Origin of the sequence: Spirosoma lacussanchae (assembly GCF_005870035.1) — a bacterium.
GTDB classification, from domain to species: Bacteria; Bacteroidota; Bacteroidia; order Cytophagales; family Spirosomataceae; genus Spirosoma; species Spirosoma lacussanchae.
The window spans coordinates 219,787-238,407 of the sequence record NZ_SWJG01000001.1; the positions used below are offsets into that span (position 1 = coordinate 219,787).

At 58.3% G+C, this 18,621-nt stretch carries 13 protein-coding genes; 7 read left to right on the forward strand and 6 right to left on the reverse strand.

What is annotated here, in order from left to right:
* Positions 1-35 precede the first annotated feature (35 nt).
* Both FBR45_RS00990 and FBR45_RS00995 read right to left on the reverse strand, forming a co-directional pair.
* Positions 36-2,765, reverse strand: coding sequence for a S8 family serine peptidase (locus FBR45_RS00990; protein WP_246082066.1), 2,730 nt, complete (start codon positions 2,763-2,765; stop codon positions 36-38).
* A 112-nt stretch (positions 2,766-2,877) separates the two neighbouring features.
* Entirely contained in the window at positions 2,878-6,873 is a 3,996-nt protein-coding gene (locus FBR45_RS00995; RefSeq protein ID WP_246082067.1) for a S8 family serine peptidase, read from the reverse strand.
* Between the two features lie 574 nt (positions 6,874-7,447).
* On the opposite strand from FBR45_RS00995, the gene FBR45_RS01000 reads away from it, so the two are divergent.
* From FBR45_RS01000 to FBR45_RS01020, 5 genes are all read left to right on the forward strand, one after another.
* Positions 7,448-7,873, forward strand: coding sequence for a hypothetical protein (locus FBR45_RS01000; RefSeq protein WP_138498496.1), 426 nt, complete (start codon positions 7,448-7,450; stop codon positions 7,871-7,873).
* Between the two features lie 65 nt (positions 7,874-7,938).
* A complete protein-coding gene (locus FBR45_RS01005) occupies positions 7,939-8,472 on the forward strand; it encodes a hypothetical protein (protein ID WP_138498499.1) in 534 nt (177 codons plus the stop codon).
* 112 nt (positions 8,473-8,584) lie between these two features.
* On the forward strand, positions 8,585-9,124 hold the full coding sequence (locus tag FBR45_RS01010) for a hypothetical protein (RefSeq protein WP_138498501.1): 540 nt from the start codon (positions 8,585-8,587) through the stop codon (positions 9,122-9,124).
* 300 nt (positions 9,125-9,424) lie between these two features.
* The gene (locus tag FBR45_RS01015) at positions 9,425-10,861 is read left to right on the forward strand and encodes a DUF1800 domain-containing protein (protein WP_138498503.1); all 1,437 of its coding nucleotides are present in this window, start codon (positions 9,425-9,427) and stop codon (positions 10,859-10,861) included.
* A gap of 87 nt (positions 10,862-10,948) precedes the next feature.
* Positions 10,949-12,142 carry a DUF1501 domain-containing protein gene (locus tag FBR45_RS01020; RefSeq protein WP_138498505.1) on the forward strand — a complete coding sequence of 398 codons (1,194 nt, stop codon included), beginning with the start codon at positions 10,949-10,951 and terminating at the stop codon, positions 12,140-12,142.
* Positions 12,143-12,177: 35 nt separating this feature from the next.
* Here the strand turns inward: FBR45_RS01020 and FBR45_RS01025 are convergent, their stop codons facing one another.
* The 4 genes from FBR45_RS01025 to FBR45_RS01040 form a co-directional block, all read right to left on the reverse strand.
* Positions 12,178-14,043, reverse strand: coding sequence for a glycoside hydrolase family 127 protein (locus FBR45_RS01025; RefSeq protein WP_138498507.1), 1,866 nt, complete (start codon positions 14,041-14,043; stop codon positions 12,178-12,180).
* A gap of 159 nt (positions 14,044-14,202) precedes the next feature.
* The gene (locus FBR45_RS01030) at positions 14,203-15,627 is read right to left on the reverse strand and encodes a M56 family metallopeptidase (RefSeq protein ID WP_138498510.1); all 1,425 of its coding nucleotides are present in this window, start codon (positions 15,625-15,627) and stop codon (positions 14,203-14,205) included.
* Positions 15,624-15,995 (reverse strand): BlaI/MecI/CopY family transcriptional regulator, encoded by a 372-nt coding sequence (locus FBR45_RS01035; RefSeq protein ID WP_138498512.1) that lies wholly within the window; start codon positions 15,993-15,995, stop codon positions 15,624-15,626. Before FBR45_RS01035 ends, FBR45_RS01030 begins: the two co-directional genes overlap by 4 nt.
* Positions 15,996-16,212: 217 nt before the next feature.
* Entirely contained in the window at positions 16,213-16,668 is a 456-nt protein-coding gene (locus FBR45_RS01040; RefSeq protein WP_138498514.1) for a hypothetical protein, read from the reverse strand.
* Between the two features lie 109 nt (positions 16,669-16,777).
* Here FBR45_RS01040 and FBR45_RS01045 point away from each other — a divergent pair, with 109 nt between their 5' ends.
* Both FBR45_RS01045 and FBR45_RS01050 read left to right on the forward strand, forming a co-directional pair.
* A complete protein-coding gene (locus FBR45_RS01045; protein WP_077924275.1) occupies positions 16,778-17,074 on the forward strand; it encodes an SCP2 sterol-binding domain-containing protein in 297 nt (98 codons plus the stop codon).
* Between the two features lie 118 nt (positions 17,075-17,192).
* Positions 17,193-18,611: a Gfo/Idh/MocA family protein gene (locus FBR45_RS01050; RefSeq protein WP_138498516.1), complete on the forward strand. Its 1,419-nt coding sequence runs from the start codon at positions 17,193-17,195 to the stop codon at positions 18,609-18,611.
* The last annotated feature ends 10 nt before the right edge of the window (positions 18,612-18,621 follow it).

Consider the following 18,621-nt stretch of genomic DNA (forward strand, 5'->3'; position numbering starts at 1 on the left):
AACGTTCTGCCGGGTCGGGGCCGATGCCGTTTGGGTCACTGTCTGACAAAACGTACGGTCTGGCTACCCCGCTCATCCGTGAGTTGCAGCAGATAAGAGCCGGGAGGCAGGTCGGTCAATGGAATCGTTCCTTCAAGACCGCCGTTGATGCGGCTCAGTGGCTGTAGAGGTAAAACCTGCCTGCCCCCACTATCGAACACGCGGATAACTGCCTGCCGGGCTATCGGATTGGCATACTGCACCGACAGCGCGGTATGGGCCGGATTGGGGAAGTACCGGAGCTGCGGGTCGGCGGTAGTGGAGGTAGCGGTCAATACCACTACCTCCACTGTTCGATCCGATGACCAGCCCACGCAGTTTTTTTGCGTAACCTGTACGGCATAGGTACCCGACTCAGAAACGGACAATTGAGCCCGGGTAGCATTGGTCAGAGCTGTCGAATCCCGATACCATTGGTACCGGTAGCTGGTATCGACGGGCGCGCGGAGGGTAACGGCCGCCCCCAGGGGCAGAAAAAGCTGGGTTTCGGACGGAGTCAGCGCGATGGAGTTGACGGTGGTTTGCCGAACGAGCGTTGGCTCAGAACGGATGTCGCAGCCGAACAGATCGACCTGCAGCTGATAACTGCCAGACTGGGTCGTAGAAAACGATGGGCTGACTGCGCCGGTAATCACCTCGCCATCGCGGAGCCAGGTTGGTCGGGCGGTGGCAGTCGGAAGCCCGCTTGCCTTTAGCTGGATCGGTTTGCCATCGGTGCAGAGCCATTGTTCGCCGGTTGGACTGATCTGTACGTCTGCTGTCCGCACACTGACGCTAACGGGAGCTGACGTGGCCACGCAACCAACCTGGTCAGTAACACGAAGTGCATAGCTGCCGGGCTGGGATGTTGTATACCGGGCTGTTTCGGCGCTGGCTATGTTGACCCCGTTTAGCAGCCACTGGTACTGGTACGAATCCGACTCAAGCGAACTCTGTAGGGATAAGGTGCTGCCGGGGCAGAGGATGGTGTCGCGTTTGGGGCTGATCTGTACGGTAAGGCCACAACTGGCCCGGCGAAGTCCACTCACGATAACCGTAAAAGGCTGATTGCCATAGGTCAGTTTCGCTTTGTGGGCTATCTGTAAGGTGTAGGCCTGCCCCGGAATAGGGTTCGAAATATAAATCTGTTCAACGTTGTCGCGGCTGTTATCGCCCCGGGTAGCGGGTGCTGCCGGGTTGGCGGGGTCCAGTACGAAGGGAAAAAGGGTAGCCTGGCTATCGGTCAGGCGCAGGTCCAGGTCGTTGACGAGTTTAGGTGTTGGGCTGTTGACCGATGCCGGCGCTACCGGGCTGGCCACCCCCTCGGGATCGGTCCAGCAAAGGGTAACGATCAGCGGCTCGTTGCCCTGCGCCACCAGCCGGCGGCTGAACAACTGGCCCGGCGCCAGTGACTGTTCCAGCACCATATGAGCCAGGTCGTCGTTAAGCAGCACCCGGGCGGCTGCTTCTGTATTGAGCAGTCCCCAACCCATGCGATAGTTGGGTCCAGCTGCCGGATTGGGTCGGGTAGCGGTGTGCAGAGCCAGCCCGCGCAGGGTAGCTGACCGCATAAACTGACTCGGTGCCGATGCGCTGGTGGCCCGTTGCTGCGCGTAGAGTTCCTGAAGCAGAAAGAGCGAACCTGTTACATTCGCCGAAGCCATGGAAGTGCCGCTGAAGGTGCCGTAGGTACTATTACCGCCACTCATCGACGAGTAGATGCTGGTACCCAACCCCATCAGGTCAGGTTTGATGCGGCCGTCGTCGGTGGGTCCCCAGCCGCTGAAGTCGGTTGTGGCCAGCTGCTGAATGCCCTGGGTGATATCAGCTGCTCCTACCGTCAGTACATTTTTGGCGGTGGCTTCGGCGGGAATTACGTCGTAGGCGTCGTTGCGCTTCCGGGGCAGGGTACTTTGGTTGTTGGAGTCGCGCAGGAAATACGGGGTTCCGGCGGGAGGGCCGGTATCGACCCGTTTGTTATCGGCCGACCGGACCATGAGCAGAAACGGATTGTTGTAGGCGAGCCGGTCGAGGTCGCGGGCTTTGGCGGTGTAGAAACCGAAGAGGTAGTCATCGGTAGCGCTGATGGCGGTATTGCCCCACCATTCCCACTTCAGATTGGGGTCGGTGCCGGGGCGCGACGGGTTGTAGACCCAGCCCACGACCGGGCCGTAGGCATGGTTGGACAGCAGCAGCCGGGGCGCTGCCGTAGTTAACTCAGACAGGTCATTGGTATAGTCCCAGACGGTAAGTTGGGCGCCGTAGGCCATACCCCGGGCCCGGCTATCGGCGCCTTTGCCGATCAGGGTACCGGCGAGGTGGGTGGCGTGGTCGCTGAGCGGGGCTGCATTGTTGTTTTGCTGGATACGAACCGGTCCCAGTTCCTGGTGGGTATCCAGCACGCGACCGCCATCCCATAGGCCGAGCCGACCGGCCATCCGGGCCGAGTTGCCCGATAACGTTACCGGCAGCGAACTGCCACCATACAGAGCGGTTGTATGAGTAGCGCTGGCTGCTTCGGCATTATGGAGCCGGTAATAGACGGGCCAACCGGTAGCATCGACATCCTGTAGCCGAAATAGCTGCTGGCCGGAATATCGTTTGGTAAGGGGCCAGCCATGCTGTTTTGCCAGCCGGGCGGTACGCTGCTGCCGGGCCGTATACTGTCGGATCAGGTCGGTTTGCCAGGCTGGCGGCTGCGTCGGCGTGCGGGGCTGGGCGCTGACGAACGGTAGCAGAATTGGCAAATAGCTAAGCAAAACGAGACTCCTGATCCGGCTCCCGGCCGGATAATAAACTAATTGATTGATATAGGCAGCTGCCTGCCGCCAGGTTAAGGTACGCAGATGGGGTAACAGTTTATTGCTTGCTAATACGTTTCACCCGAATGGGTTGGTCGGGTCCATTGTCGATCACTACAAAAAACGTACCGCCGGGTAAATCACCCATCTCAAAAACGGACCTGAAATTTTTTCCGTCCCGTTGCAGCGGGGCCGACCGCACGGTGAGGCCCCGGCCGTCGGTGAGCCGAAGACGGGGGGTGGTTAACCCCTCGGCCGATACCGATACGGTTAGCTGGCGGGTTACCGGGTTCGGATAAGCCTGTATCGACAGGTCGTCGAGGGTGGGTTCTTCGGCCAGGATGGTTAGCACGACTTCGGCGGAGATGGCTTCGCCACAGCCGTTGACCCCGCCCCGGATCGAGTAGCGCCCCGCCCGAACGGCGGTATAGGTCGGGGCCGTAGCGCCCGCGATCGGAATGCCATCCAGCAGCCATTGAATGTTGCTAACGGCATTGGTGGTCAGGGTTAGTCCACTGGTTGCTATCGTCGGAATTTCGGCCGGGCGTACCGTTACCGGCACCGAAGCCGACAGAACCGGGAGGCAGGTTCCGGTAACCCGAACGGCATAACTGCCCGTTGTCGATGCGGCCAGGGTACTGCTGGTGGCTCCACTCAGGATTTGTCCGTTGCGCAGCCACTCGTAAGCCAGTCCGCTGCCCGTATTGGCCTGGAGGGTAACGCTGCTTCCTTCGCAGAGGCTGGTCGAGCCGCTGGCTGTAATCGTGGCCGCGGTGGTGGTGCCAGCCGTTGGCGTAACCGCCACCCGGGCGGGGGCGGGGCAGTCGAGCGATCGCACCTTCAGGTCGTAGAAGTAGTACCAGGCTGCTGTCAGGGTATCGGTGGTCGTGCCGTTGTTGAACAGCGAACCTTTGATGGTCACGATAGGCTGGCCGGTCTGGGACCGGAGCTGGAACGGAAAGCCCGATACACTTAGGTTACTACGGAAGATCGAAGCCCCATCGGCATAGTCGATCGTGATCTTGTACTGGCCCGCTTCGGGAAGCCGCAGGTTGAGCGGATAAACTGCACCCCGGTCGGCGGCATCGTCGGGGTAGGTGCCGCCAGTCAGGGTGGTCACGCTCTGGCTGCGGGTTGGCACCACATCCAGCGTCACGCTCGATACGGGGGTGTCGTCATAACGCCGAACGGTGAAGGTCAGCTGGCCCGCTGATCCTATATAGAGCCGGGCGCTTTCGATCAGGAGTGGTACGGCCGTAGTCACGAGCGGAGCGGGCTGGAAACCGGTGCCGTAGGTTCCCCCGCCGAACGAGCGCTTTTCGACCGGGCCAATACTACCCGAGAACTCGTTCAGGCTGGCGTAGAACTGGCCGCTCGTTGGCAGGGTATTCACGTTGGCCCGGTTACCGGCCGCCAGCAGGTTACCGCCCGCGGGGGCATCGTACCAGAAAGCAGTGCCACCGCCGGTGTTGCGCAGGGCAATGGCCGTATCGCTGCCGCATCGTACCACCGCAAACAGGCCGGTAGTGGGTTGGGTAGCGGCTACGCGGGTTTCGGTGAGGGTGTTGTTGGCGGGATTCAGGTCGGTATCCAGCCCTGTCGATACCGTAAACCGATACGGCTGGCCCGGCGTCAGAACGGTCGTAGCGGGCAGAGACAGGGTCAGCTGGGCCTGCCGAAACGCCGACAAAAGCGGTAGCGTACCAGTCAGCGTAGCAACGGGTGTGTTCGTCGTGGTATCGGTAATGGCAACGCTGACGGGTATGTCGCGCTGGGTTGCCGAGCCGAAGTTGCGGATGCGCACCGTTACCAGGGTTTCGCGGTTGGTCTGGCCGCAGAAGCCGGTCTGGGGCGATAGCAGCGCCACGGTGCCGATGTCATTGACGGTCTGTACCACCCGCAGGGCGTAATCCTGCGTTTCGCCGTTGCCGTACGTGCCACAGGCGCTGATCGTAGCGGCATCGGCGGTTTCGACGGCTACGATGCGGAGCCGGATAAATTGGCCATTTTGCGCCGTAGCCGGAATGCCGATCGTGGTCGAGAAGACCCCCGTATTCGTCAGCGTACCGGACTGAGCGATGGTTTCGCCGGGGTCGGTAAAGGTGCCGTTCTGGTTCCAGTCGGCAAAGGCTTTGAGGGTTACGGTGCGCGCTTCTCCGCAGGTACCCAGCGATACCGTGAGCGGCAGTTGCTGACCGGCCTGCACCGACGTAGTGGTTTGCGAAAAATCGGAGTAGGTCGTACAGCCGCTGCCACCCGCCTGGTCGATCGTGCCGAGCTGTACCCGGCTGATCTTGCTGTTGGCCGACGAACTGGGGCCCGACGCGCAGTAGGTCTGGCCGCCAATGCCGCTCACGAGCAGGGCATAGTCCTGGCGGGTGCCAGACAGGCTGCGTTTGTGCGAAACGGTGAGGGTGTATGACTTACCCGGTTCCGGGCTGGCTACCAGGACCTGTTCAACGTTGTCGCGGCTGTTGTCGCCCCGGGTGGCGGGCGCTGCCGGGTTGGCGGGGTCCAGTATCCAGGGTTGGGTGGTGGTTTGTCCGTCGCCGATTCGGATGTCGAGGTCGTTGACGAGTTTGGGGGTGCGGTCGTTGAGCGTAACCGGCGAGGTTGTCGTACCGGCGGGGTCGGTCCAGGCAATGGTCGCCATGAGGGGGCCCCGGCCCGAAGCGACTACGGCCAGGGTGTATGACTGGCTCTGGGTCAGGGTCTGCTCACTGACGAGGTAGTTCCGGTCGGTGTTGAGGATGGCCCGGCCAGCCCGTTCGGCGTTGAGCAGGCCCCAGCCGTGGCGGTAGTCGGGGCCGGGAGCGGGGCCCGCTTCGTCGGCGGTATGGATGGCCAGTCCCTTCAGCGTCGAGGCTCGCATGAACTGCCCGTTGTTGCGCTGCGCATGAAGCTCCTGCAGCAGGAGCAGCGTTCCCGTTACGTTGGGGGTCGACATAGACGTGCCGCTGAGGGTGGTGTAGGTGCTGTCGCTGGCCGAGCTGGTCGATAAGACGCTGACCCCTACGCCCACCAGATCGGGTTTGATGCGGCCGTCGTCGGTGGGTCCCCAGCTGCTGAAGTCGGCAATCTGTACGTCGCCGGGCTGGTTGTAACCCGCACTCAGGTTACCGACGGCCCCGACGGTCAGTATATTTTTGGCAGTCCCCTGGGTCGGGATGTTGTCGTAACCGTTCTGGTTAGCGCGGGCCACGGTACTGATCGTGTTGCTACTGCCCAGGTAGTAGGGTTGTCCGGCGCCCGGCCCGTTGCTGCCGTGGTTATTACCGGCCGACTTAACAATCAGATAATAGGGCGCATTAGCCATGATCTGATCCCAGGAGCGCACCGAGCTTTCGTAGAACCCAAACTTATAATCCTCGGTCTGGCTAACGGCCGTATCGCCCCACCATTCCCATTTGGTGGTGGTTGTGCGGCTATCATTGAACCGCCAGCCCGTTATGGTCCCGTACGAATGGTTGGAGACCAGCAGGTTCGCGGCTGCGCCGGTCATTTCGGCGGCATCGTTACTCTGGTTGTACGATTGCAGGTTTGCGCCGTATGCCATACCCCGAACAAGCGGGTTTTGTCCCTGCGCAATCATAATGCCAGCCACGTGGGTCGAGTGAAGTATCTCATCGGGCGAGGTAGTCTGACCCACGTCGATCTGGTTGATGCGCCCCCCCATTTCCAGGTGCGTAGTTCTGGGCAGCCCGCGTACTTCCCACATGCCCAGCCGGTTCCGGACCGATTCGCTGCTGCCCGACAGGTTGAGCCCGAGCGAGCCGCCGGTGTAGAGCGAGGAGGTGCGTGTCGAGTTGCCGGCCCGGGTAGCGCTGGTGGTACCGACGTAACGCAGATTGCCGGTATCATCGAGACCGTCTAGAACAATAACCTCGCCCCGTCGGGAGGTCTGGATTAGCGGTCGACCCAGCCGGTTGGCCAGTTGAACGGCGCGGTTGTAGTTGTCGGTGCGCTCTGTTTGAACCAGCTGCTTCAGCGACTGAAGCTGCGCTTGCTGCCGGGCGCTATACTGAGGCAGGGGCTGGGCTAACCCGCTGGCCATAAAACCTATACCCGAAAAGCCGGCAAAAAACCACCGGGCCAAAGACCGTAAACGTTGATGCATAGTAACCAGAACAAGCCGAACCAGAGAGCCGGCAGAATCAGACTAGCGAAGGTATGAAAACGATACGTGAATTCGGGTCGTATCGTTGCGGATCAGACCAAGTTTATCTACCTGATTTCAGGCAGTGTAGAAACGACTATGTACGAGCCGCATCGACCGTGAGAGCAGCCCGAAACCAGTTCGGCATAGCAACCAGTTGTCCGGTGGGTCGATGTACAGACTGAGCTGATAACGCCTAATCCATATCGGACGGGGCATTCTTAGGGCTTGGCTCGTCGTGTTTGTGGCTAACAACGATACTTGATCAACAGGCAGGTGGTCCGTGGTAACTAGAAGAGATCTTCCCAGCTACTTACGCGGTTCTGCCACGTCTAACTCCCAGCTACAAGACGAAATTCAGCATGAGCAAGCCACCTGCCCTTAAACGAATAGTGCGATGACCGCTCTCCTGTTACTGCTTCTTCTATCCCCAGCGGGCCAACCCTCGTTGATCCGAGATACCCCCCCTCGTGTGGATTCGACCTTCTTTGTTCGGCTGGACAAAGCGCATACGGCTGTGATCAGGCGCTACATCAAGGCCAATCAACGGCATGGCCTGCAGAAAGACACGACGGTGATTTTGATGTCGATCTCAAATAAGTACGGTAATCCAGATTACCACGAGATCCAGATTGTTGCTCCTAAAAGCCGTGAGGGCTTGAGGTCAAAAATTCCGGCTTACCTCAGTGAGGTAGATGGGTATAGTATCGCCATCTATTTTGACTGGTATCAGACCAGTCCGGGTATTGTGTATCCCAAATCGTATATCAAAAAATTTGAGCAGGTCGTGGCTAAGCTTCGTCTGGAAAAGCACAGTCCGTATCCCATTGACCACTGTGAGAATTGGCGCGTGATTTTCAAAAAAGGCGAAGAGCCTGATATCAAGATTCTTTTGTAGCGCGAGACCGATGGCTTGCCTGCTTATTCGGCGATAGAAGATTGGCTGACGACTGTAATTAAACCATGAAAAAAGTAAGTCTGTTCGTACTGCTGCTGGGAGTAAGCTCAGCCAGCTACGCCCAGGGCCAGCTGCGCCACCTGCTCAATCACCCAGCCGTGAAGCCTATGCTGACTGAGAGGATACAGGAAATGGATCGCCACCGAAAAGGCGGTAACTCTACCGTATCGGTGATTTTGCTCAAACCCGAAGCGAATGGGATAAGTCTATACTTGACGGCCTACAATCTGCTGGTCGAAGTACAGGAACATTTGCCTGCCAGCTTCACCACTTTTGAAGGGCACCCGTTCCTGATTTATGATGGAACCGAACACTTTATTACCGATAAGCAGGCCTGGTTTGAAACCGTCAGAGCGTTTATCGGTAATCAGCTCTGCGATGATTTGGCGTTCCGCGAGCAGTTGAAGCGACCGGGGTCCAAAGAGATTAGTGGGGCCTGTGGATACATATACGATGCTCCGATCGATAAATTATTTTTTTCGGAGGGCGTGTTGGTAAAGCGGGAGCGAGTCACCCGTGTGCCTTACTATCGGGAGTAGCAGAGTCCGGTAGATAATGGGCTAGTTCGGCGCGACATTGTCTATTGGATTGGCTGGAACGAATCGGTATGACACCGACGGCCTGCCCATCGGAAAAGAACCCCAAACTACTATGACAACAAGCCTGGCTATGTCTGTTTTTAGGTGGGGCCTGGCGGTGGCCCTACTGGGGCTGCTGTTGGCCAACCGGGCCACCGCCCAACGCGCTGACTCGCTGCAACTGCAACAGGCGGCTATCCAGGATACGTTTCTGCTGCGCATCATCCCTGACTACATCAATCGGCGCATGAACGAGCCCAGGGATAAACGATTCCATCAGAAAGGGGTGATTTTTGTAATTGTGCCCCGGGTCAGGCGCGATACCATGGTCTGTTACCGGCTTTATACGACATATGAAAATTATAATTTTATGAGAACTGCTTCGCTGGCTCACCCGCTGTTTTACACGCAAATCATGGGTCGGTATGTGGTGGTGTGCGACGAGTGGACGGGCTCGCTGGTGGGGATGTCTCAGCGCAGTCTGCAGCGGGCCATCGGTCGGTTCACCCGGGCCGGTTGGCTTTACTCGATCAGCAGTGATTTATATGGCTTCAGAGAGCTTCATAACGGTGTGTATTGCTGGCGGCCCAAGCCCTGGGAGGGAGAGCGGTAATGCGTTGGTTAAAGGTAGGTTAGCTTGTTAGTTGGTCCCGGTGCAGGAGGGGGCTGGCTCGTTCGCTGGGTCTTAGGCCCCTCCTCCGTTGGGATGACAAACCGGCTCCGGGTTGACAAAAACTTGGCTGGGAGGGTAGCACTCGCCTTCTGATCTGTTTACCTGTAAATGGGGTATGTGTAAGGTCTGTACTACGACCGTACTGCGCCCCTAAATCCCTGACAAAAAGAAAATTCTGAACGGCGTCTAAACCTTGCCAGGGCCGGTTTGTCCTATCAGCATAGCTACTCGCTGAACCGTATGGATAAACTTACCAAACAGCAGCAACGGAAACACCTGCTGGATCGGGCCGCGTTCGGGGCTACCCCCGCCGAACTGGCCGAAGCCAGTCGCCAGTCGCTCCCGGCGGTAGTGCGTCGGCTGATGGGACGGCCCGACACCCTGACCGAACTGAAGGTAGTAGACCCCGAGACGGCCGTAACGAAGCGTGGCCTGCGGGGCATGGTGCGCGACGGGCAACTCGACCGCGATGCGCTGAAGGAGCGTATCCGGATGAACGCCGAAAAAGTACGCGACCTCAACCTGCAATGGCTTGACAGGATGGCCTCCGGCGAAAACGCCCTGCGCGAGAAAATGGCGCTGTTCTGGCACGGCCATTTTGCCTGCCGGACCATGGGCCAGAACCCCCTGTTCATGCAGCTGTATGCCAACACCCTGCGTCAGCACGCGCTCGGCCGGTTCAGCGATCTGCTGATGGCGGTATCGAAAGAACCGGCCATGCTTCAGTTTCTGAACAACCAGCAGAACCGCAAAAACGCACCCAACGAAAACTTTGCCCGCGAGGTCATGGAGCTGTTTACCCTGGGTCGGGGCAACTACACCGAGCAGGATATTAAAGAAGCGGCCCGCGCTTTTACGGGCTGGCAGTTTACCCTCGATGGGCAGTTCGTGTTTCGCGAACGGGTGCACGATGAAGGCGAAAAAACACTGTTTGGCCAGACGGGCGCGTTCCGGGGCGAGGACGTGATCAGGATGCTGCTCGACAAACCGCAGACGGCCCGCTACATTACCGCCAAAATTTACCGCTTCTTCGTCAACGAGACTGAAGACAAAAAACGGGTCGATGAACTGGCCGACCGATTCCGGAAAAGTGGCTACGACATGGCCGATCTGATGACGCATATCTTTACCGCCGACTGGTTTTACGAGCCTCAGAACGTAGGGACGCATATCAAATCGCCGGTCGAACTGCTGGCTGGTATGCGTCACACGCTGAGCATCACCTTTGATCAGCCGCAGCCGCAACTCTTCGTTCAGCGCACGCTGGGGCAGGTGTTGTTTTATCCGCCCAACGTAGCGGGCTGGCCCGGCGGCAAAAACTGGATCGACTCGTCGAGCCTGCTGTTCCGGATGCAACTGCCCAACTACGTGCTGAAAGCCGCCGACGTGCCCGTTCGTCCGAAAGAAGATGGCGATGTGAATACCGAAGCACTGGCCCGCAAAGGGGGCGCTACGTTTCGCACTACTGTCGACTGGGCCGGTTTTGAGGAGTCGTTTGCCAAAACGGCCGACGCTGATCTACCCGATGCACTGGCGGCCGTACTGCTGCCCCTGCCGCTCCGCGCCGAACAGCGCAGCCTGATCGGGAAGCTGAGCCAGCCTGGCCAGACCCGCTCCGAACGCATCCGCGCCCTCACCACCGCCCTCATGAGCCTGCCCGAATATCAACTAACCTAGCGTATTGAGTGATTGAGTGAATGGCGATTGAGTGACTGATTAATTCACTCAATCGCCACTCACTCAATCACTCAATGATTCACAGATATGAACCGACGCGATTTTATCAGACAATCGGCTTTTACGACGGCGGGAACGATGCTGATTCCGCAATTTCTGAAAGCGTACGAAGCCCAGGCGATGGGACAGACCATGGCGCCGTCGGGTAAAATTCTGGTGGTGGTACAACTGTCGGGCGGGAACGACGGGCTCAATACGGTGGTCCCCTTCCGCAACGACATCTACTACCGCGAACGCCCGACCCTGGCGATCAAGCCCGAGAATGTACTGAAGCTGAACGATGAGATTGGCCTGCACCCGGCCATGACCCCACTCAAAGCGCTCTATGACGACGGGCTGGTGACCGTAATCAACAACGTTGGCTATCCCAACCCTGACCGATCGCATTTCCGGTCGATGGACATATGGCAAACAGGCAGCGACTCGGACCAGTATCTGCAAACGGGCTGGCTCGGTCGTTATCTCGATAAAACCGACACGGCCCGACCGTATAACGCGCTGGAAGTCGACGATACGCTGAGCCTGGCTCTGAAAGGAGAGCGGCTGAACGGACTGGCGGTGCTGGACCCCAAAAAGCTCTACAACCAGACCCGTAGCGGCCTGGTCCGCAACCTGAGTCAGCAGCACGACCACGACCACGAAACGGTTGGATACCTCTACAAAACCCTGGCCGAAACGGTATCGTCGGCGGAGTACGTGTTCGACAAGGCAACGGTACGATCAACGACGGTGACCTACCCGGCTCACGAACTGGGCAACCGGCTCAAAACGGTGTCGCAGCTGATTCAGTCGGGCGTGGCTACGAGTATCTATTACGTCTCGATCAGTGGGTTCGATACGCACATCAACCAGCCGGGGCAGCAGGAGCGGCTGCTGAAACAATATGCCGAAGCCGTTGGTGTGTTTATGGCCGACCTAAAAGCGGCTGGCCGGCAAAACGACGTCATGCTGATGACGTTTTCGGAATTTGGTCGGCGCGTGAAGCAGAACGCCAGCAAAGGCACCGACCACGGTACGGCCAGCAACGTATTTCTGATTGGCGGTGGCTTACCGTCGCAGCGGGTGCTGAACGAGGCTCCCAACCTCAGCGACCTCACCGAAGGCGACCTGAAGTACACCGTCGATTTTCGGCAGATCTACGCTACGCTCCTGCGCCACTACCTCGGTACCGACGATGTAGCCATCCTGGGTCGCCGGTTCGATGCGTTGAAGCTGGTGTAGGTTGATAGTGTGGGTGTGGTTGCGCATTTTTGATTTTACCGCCAGTCGAACCAGACTTTCATGGGGCCGGGCTCCCGGTTATCCCAGGCGTAGTAGGGGATGAGGGTAAACGAACCGGTTGGGCTGGTGGCCCGAATGGTCGTGATGCCACCCAGCAGGCTGGGCTGGCGCTGGGCTACGAACTTTGTGTCGGCCGAGAGGGTCGCGCTGGTCAGGCTGGTATCGGCGGGGTTGTCGGCGGCTTCGGCGCAGTAGACCAGTGGGCCGCGCCGGATGGCCCGCTTGCCGACGTTCGCCTGTACGCGCGGGTCGGCTTCGATCACCTCCACGGGCATGTCGAGGGTCAGCGATACGACATCTCCTTTCTTCCAGGTTCGGTTCAGCGACAAATAACCCTGGCTGGTTCGGGCTGTAGTGGTGCGGCCGTTTACGCGAACGGTATGCGAGCGGCACCAGTCGGGCAGTCGCAGATTGAGCACAAACGTACCCATCGCTGCCGGGTCGATCCGAACCGTAATGGCGCCGTCCCAGGGGTAGTTCGTTTCCTGCCGGACCCGCACCGTGCGCTGGCCAACGCTGGCTGTTGTTTCGCTGCCGACATAGAGGTTGACATAGAGCGAGTCCTGGCCAGCGGCATAAACATAACCACCCAGCGAAGGCAGCAGGCGCGATACGTTGCTGGGGCAGCAGGCCGTTCCATACCACGGTTTGCGGTGGTGTTGCCCGGCCGACGCCAGCGGGTTGACGTAGAAAAAGCGGTCGCCGGTGAGCTGTACCCCCGCCAGGGCCGCGTTGTACAGCGACCGTTCGAGCACGTCGATGTAGCGGGCATTGCCGGAGTACAGGTTCATTCGCTGGTTCCAGAACACCATACCGACCGATGCGCAGGTTTCGCAGTAGGCCGACTCGTTGGGCAGGTCGTAGTCGTGGGTGAACCCTTCGTTGTGGACCGATGAGCCAATGCCACCAGTCACGTACATGTTTCGGCCGACCACATCGTCCCAAACGCGGCTGGTTGCGGTCATGTAACCGGGGTCGTGGGTTTCGGCGGCTACGTCGGCCATGCCGGTATAGAGATACATGGCCCGCACGGCATGCCCTTTAATGTCGCTGATCTGCCGCACCGGCACGTCGTCCTGGCAGTAGGCGGCTCCCCAGGTTTTGTTGTTCCAGATAGCGCCTTTGCCATAGCCGTGACCGCGCTGTTCGAGGTACCAGTCGGCTAGTTTGAGGTAACGATCCTGCTGGGTAGCCTGGTAGAGCCGGACCAGGGCCAGCTCAATTTCCTGGTGGCCCGATACCCAGGGGCGGTTGGCCTGGCGGAAGGTCTTGTCGAGATAATCGGCCAGCCGGGTGGCTACGGTCAGTAGTTTTCGTTTGCCGGTGGCGTCGGCGTAGGCTACGGCGGCTTCGATCAGGTGACCGGCGCAGTAGTCCTCGTGCTTTTCCATGTCGGTCCAGCGCTGGCTGAGGTCGCCGAGGGTGTAGTAAGTGTTGAGGTACCCGTCGGGCCACTGGGCCGCGGCAATCTTGTCGATCCAGGTGTCGGCCTTCTGCTCAAGCGCGGGGTCGCGGTTGGTTTTGAGGGTATAGGCTATGCCCTCGATCACCTTGTAGACGTCGGAATCGTCGAAATAAATGCCTTCGTGTTTGCCCGCTTTGCCGGTCCGTATTTTCTCGGCGGCCCGTTCAAAATTCTGCATGCGGGCGGTTTTGACTTCGGTTTGTTCGATACAAACCGGCAACGTGGCTGTCTGCACCCGCTCCATGCGGGGGCGCCAGAAATTATCAGAAATCGTTACCTGCGAAAAATTTACCGGACGAATGGCCCGCTGCGCCCGGGCGTGATACCCCAGGCAAAGAACCGACAGGAGGAGGATGTAGCTGCGACGAGTAAGCATATCGATAGACGACAATCTATCGAACAAAAGCGGCTGAACCGGTGAGAACTACTTTACAATAATGGTGCGCTGGTCGTCGCTATCGCCGTGGTCCGCGTCCCGGACTGCGCGTCCCGGACTGCGCGTCTCGGTGCGGACGCGGACCACGGGAGGGGGGAACTACTTTTTGGTCGTTATGGCGATGGTGCCTTGCTCTTTGTTGACGTCCATGCGGACGATGGTGGCCGGGGGAATCGCTTCCAGCTCTGCCTTTGTGACCTCTTTGCCGTCGACGATAAAGTACCTGATGCCAGTATACGGTTCCGTTTTACCGGCCGATGGCGTCGGCGTGTCGCTCAGCTGAAAGTTGATGGGGAGGTTGAATTTTAGGTTCACGGGCTCACCGTTTTGTCGGGCAGGCTCCCAGCGGGGCATTTCGGCCACAACGCGCATGGCTTCTTCATCGGCTCCGTAGCCAATGCCTTTCAATACGCTTATGTCGGTGATGTCGCCGGTTTTGGTAACGACGAAGCTGACAAACACCCGGCCCGTGGCCTTCGCTTTCCGGGCCGCTGCCGGATAGGTCAGATGTTCACCCAGGTAGAGGCTGAGCTTTTCCATGCCGCCCGGAAACACCGGGGGCTGCTCGACAACGGTATACACCTCACCATCGATCGGGCGGGCATTGGCTCGCTCAACAGCGGGGTTGTGATCCGGTTGCGTGCATAAGCTCAGCAGGGCCGCCAGGGGCAGAACAAGAATATAACCAAACAGAGCCCGGCGGCTGGAGTGCGATTTCTGTAACATAAGGATACGTTGTTTTAGGGTTGACGCAGACGCAAAAGGAGTAGTTAAAGCCGTAGGAGTAACATCGAGCGCGTAGGCTACCAGCGCGCGGGCGTAGTCGGCCCGACGAGTAGCTGGCGCTTCGGCAGTTCGTTCTGACGCGGCCCGGTCGGCCAGAAACTCGTGGACTACCTGCAGGGCGCGTTTGTAGAACCACATGACCGGATTGAACCAGAAAGCGGCCCGGACAGCCTCCAGGACCAGCACATCGACAGTATGACGCTGGGCGATGTGTGCTTCTTCGTGGCGCATCAGGGCGTTGGGTTCGGTTAGGGCGTCGGCATGATTCAACACCAGATACCGACCGAATGAGAACGACGGATGGGGGCCAGCCGACCCGGTATGTTTGGGTAACCGGACGAGCGTGTAGCCATTTCGGACTTGCGCTACGCCCGAGCGGATGAGCTGAAACACGGCCCGCAGATGCATAAGCAGCCGGGTCAGCATAGCTGCTACACCAAGCCCGTATACCAGCCAGAACCACTGGTCGGTCGTCAGTCCATACAGCGTGTCGGGCGCGTCGGGGCTAACCGAGAAGGTGGGCAGAGTAACCGACTCCATAACCGCCGGGCTATCGGCGCCCCTGAGCCACGAATCGGGCAGGCTGATCAGCGGCAATGTCAGCGATAGCGCGACAGACGCCAGCAGATAGGCGCGGTTGAGCCTGAAAAAAGTATTACGGCGTAACAGGAGCCAGTAACATCCGTAAAACAGAATCAGAAACAGGCTGGCTGTGAGGAAGTAGGGGAGCGCGTTCATGACTCTTTCTTTTGGTTGAGGAGCCGGATAATCTCATCCGCTTCCGACAGGCTGACATTTTTCTCGCTGACAAAAAACGACACCAGCTTCTTCAGCGACCCGTCGAAGTAGTTAGTCATCAGCTGCTCGGTCTGGAACCGCCGGTACTGCTCCTCGCTGATCAGTGGGAAGTATTCGTGCGTTTTTCCGTAGGCGGTATAGCCTACCAGTTCTTTCTTCTCCAGAATCCGGATAATGGTCGATACGGTGTTGTAGGCTGGTTTAGGGTCGGGTAGTTCAGCGAGAACGTCCTTCACGAACCCTTTACCGATCTGCCACAGCACCCGCATAATCTCTTCTTCGGCCCTGGTCAGGTCGCGTATTGGCATGATGGTACGGTGAAATTTCTATACTAACCCAAAGCTATGACTAATGGTTTAGTTTTACAACTAATTTATTAGTTATTTGGAATGTGTAGAGACGCGATCCTTCGCGTCTCCTGTGCGTCAGCCATTTGGCGTCTCCTGTTCAAATGTTGCGTGGCTGTCGCGAATGAGACGCGAAGGGTATCTTTCTGACGCCTGGGAGACGCGAAGGGTCGCGTCTCTACGGGTGTAAATCTTTGATGTTTAGCCAGTACAGGCCGGCGAAGAGGAGGCTGAAGAAAACACCGAATGAAGTGTTGAGGGCGCCGAAACCGGCCAGCGCTATCGGGGCCACGATGCCAACCAGCACCCCTGCTAGGTACACCCAGAAGCCGATCCGGCGCAGGTTGAACATCAACACCGCACCCAGCAGGGTCAGCAGCGAATAGGCAAACTGCGCAACCGACAGCGCCCGAATCTGATCAGGATCGCCGGGCATGGGCGCATCGCCCGACGAGCGGTCTTCGAAGTATTGTTTGGGTTCGTTCTTTTTCTCCTCGGGGGTCAGTGTACGCTCAATCAGGGGTGTTTCGGAGACGGCATCGGTCTGCGCAAACGACACCACCGCATCAACGAGGCCCCAGGCGCAACTCAGAAAGGTTAGTACACAAAGCAAAGTCAGAAATTGAGAACGCATAGGGAGCAAGCGGCTTTACCCACTCGGTTTAAATAAGCCAGGCAGACCGCCTGCGCAACCGGAAAACCTTATTTTCGCGGCACAGTTTACAAAGAAACGAGAAAACAACATGACCTTACAGGAACTGACCGAACAGATTCGGACCAAAGCCACCCACGCCGACAGCCTCAACGCGACGGCCAAGCTCGTCACCGATCAGGGTGTCGTGTATATCGATGCCACGCAGTCGCCCGCAGTGGTGTCGAACGAAGACAAACCTGCCGACTGCGACCTGCACGTGAGCGTAAACGATCTCGTCCGGATGGGTACCGGCGATCTCAACCCCATGATGGCCTTCATGTCGGGTAAACTCAAAGTGAAAGGCGACATGGGCATTGCCATGAAAATGGGCCAGGTGATGGCGTAGTACCCAGTGAGTTATTGGGCGATTGAGCGAGTTAGTAATTGAATGATTTGTAGAATCCGTTGGATTCCTGCCGAAACATTCGCTAATTCGCTCAATCACTCAATGACCATTTCAGACAATGACCAACCCAACCCGTCGCAAATTTCTGCAAAGCAGTGCGTTAACGGCCGCGGCTTTTTATATCGTACCAAGACATGTACTGGGCAAAGGGTATGTAGCGCCGTCGGACAAGCTCAATATAGCGGCCATCGGCTGCGGTGGTAAAGCCGATTTCAATATTCATCAGGCCTATAATGGCGGTACCGATAACATCGTGGCCCTCTGCGACGTTGATGACCGGCAATCCAAAAAATACCGCGACCAGTTTCCTAAAGCGCCTTACTTCCAGGATTACCGGCAGCTGCTCGATAAAGCAGGCAAGACCGTCGATGCGGTAATCGTCACCACGCCGGACCATATGCACGCGCCCATTGCCATGGCCGCTATGCAGCTCGGTAAGCACGTGTACGTCGAAAAACCCCTTACTCACGATATCTATGAAGCCCGGATGCTGACCGAAGCGGCCCGGAAGTACAAGGTCGTGACGCAGATGGGTAATCAGGGCAGTTCGGGCGATGACACGCGCGTTATCGAAACGGTCATTCAGAAAGGCATGATCGGCCCGGTACATACGGTCTACTGCTGGACCAACCGCCCCGTATGGCCGCAGGGCGTTCAGTCGCCGAAAGACAAAGGCGAGAAACAGCCCGTTCCGGCCGAGGTAAACTGGCCGCTCTGGCTCGGTACGGCCCCCACCCGCGATTATCACGAAGCGTACATGCCCTTCCGGTGGCGCGGGTACTGGGATTTTGGTACGGGCGCGCTGGGCGATATGGGCTGTCACTTCATGGACGTTCCGTTCCGGGCGCTGAAACTCAAATATCCAACCTCAGTAGAGTGTAGCGTCGGCTCGGTCTACGCCGACTTTTTCAAGGAAGCGTACTTCGACGATGTGTGTCCGCCCTCGTCGGCCATTCACCTGACGTTCCCGTCTGATCATAAGAAGGTAAAAGAGATCCGGCTTTCCTGGTTCGACGGAGGTATCCGGCCCCAGCTCCCCGAGGGTGTTGCCTACGAAGACGTGTTTCAAAGCATCGATGGTGGTATGCTGTTCATCGGTACCAAAGGCATGCTGACGGGCGGGCTGTTCGGTGGTAATCCGAAGCTGCTGCCCACGGCCAGGTTCGCCAATACCGCCTTGCCCACGCCCGAAAAACCCCTGGTCGAAGGCAAAACCGAAGGTCACCAGCAGCAGTGGGTAAAAGCCTGTAAGCAGGGCTACGGCGCCTATACCTCCTCATCGTTCGACGAGGCTGGCCCGCTCACCGAAACCGTACTGATGGGGAATCTGGCTACGCGCTCGTACCTGGCCCGCGAAGACGGTAAGTTCACTGGCCGGAAAAAACTCTTCTGGGACGGTAACGCCATGAAAATCACTAATTACGACTACGCCAACCAGTTTGTCAGACGCCAGTACAACGGCGGCTACACCCTCTAGCGACCAGCCC

What these genes read in the sequence shown, in the direction of transcription:
- FBR45_RS01040 (WP_138498514.1), bottom strand. Translation starts at nt 16,668, where the DNA reads ATGCGTTCTCAATTTCTGACTTTGCTTTGTGTACTAACCTTTCTGAGT.
- FBR45_RS01030 (WP_138498510.1), bottom strand. Translation starts at nt 15,627, where the DNA reads ATGAACGCGCTCCCCTACTTCCTCACAGCCAGCCTGTTTCTGATTCTG.
- FBR45_RS01050 (WP_138498516.1), top strand. Translation starts at nt 17,193, where the DNA reads ATGACCAACCCAACCCGTCGCAAATTTCTGCAAAGCAGTGCGTTAACG.
- FBR45_RS01020 (WP_138498505.1), top strand. Translation starts at nt 10,949, where the DNA reads ATGAACCGACGCGATTTTATCAGACAATCGGCTTTTACGACGGCGGGA.
- FBR45_RS00995 (WP_246082067.1), bottom strand. Translation starts at nt 6,873, where the DNA reads ATGGCCAGCGGGTTAGCCCAGCCCCTGCCTCAGTATAGCGCCCGGCAG.
- FBR45_RS01045 (WP_077924275.1), top strand. Translation starts at nt 16,778, where the DNA reads ATGACCTTACAGGAACTGACCGAACAGATTCGGACCAAAGCCACCCAC.
- FBR45_RS01015 (WP_138498503.1), top strand. Translation starts at nt 9,425, where the DNA reads ATGGATAAACTTACCAAACAGCAGCAACGGAAACACCTGCTGGATCGG.
- FBR45_RS01010 (WP_138498501.1), top strand. Translation starts at nt 8,585, where the DNA reads ATGACAACAAGCCTGGCTATGTCTGTTTTTAGGTGGGGCCTGGCGGTG.
- FBR45_RS01035 (WP_138498512.1), bottom strand. Translation starts at nt 15,995, where the DNA reads ATGCCAATACGCGACCTGACCAGGGCCGAAGAAGAGATTATGCGGGTG.
- FBR45_RS01025 (WP_138498507.1), bottom strand. Translation starts at nt 14,043, where the DNA reads ATGCTTACTCGTCGCAGCTACATCCTCCTCCTGTCGGTTCTTTGCCTG.
- FBR45_RS01005 (WP_138498499.1), top strand. Translation starts at nt 7,939, where the DNA reads ATGAAAAAAGTAAGTCTGTTCGTACTGCTGCTGGGAGTAAGCTCAGCC.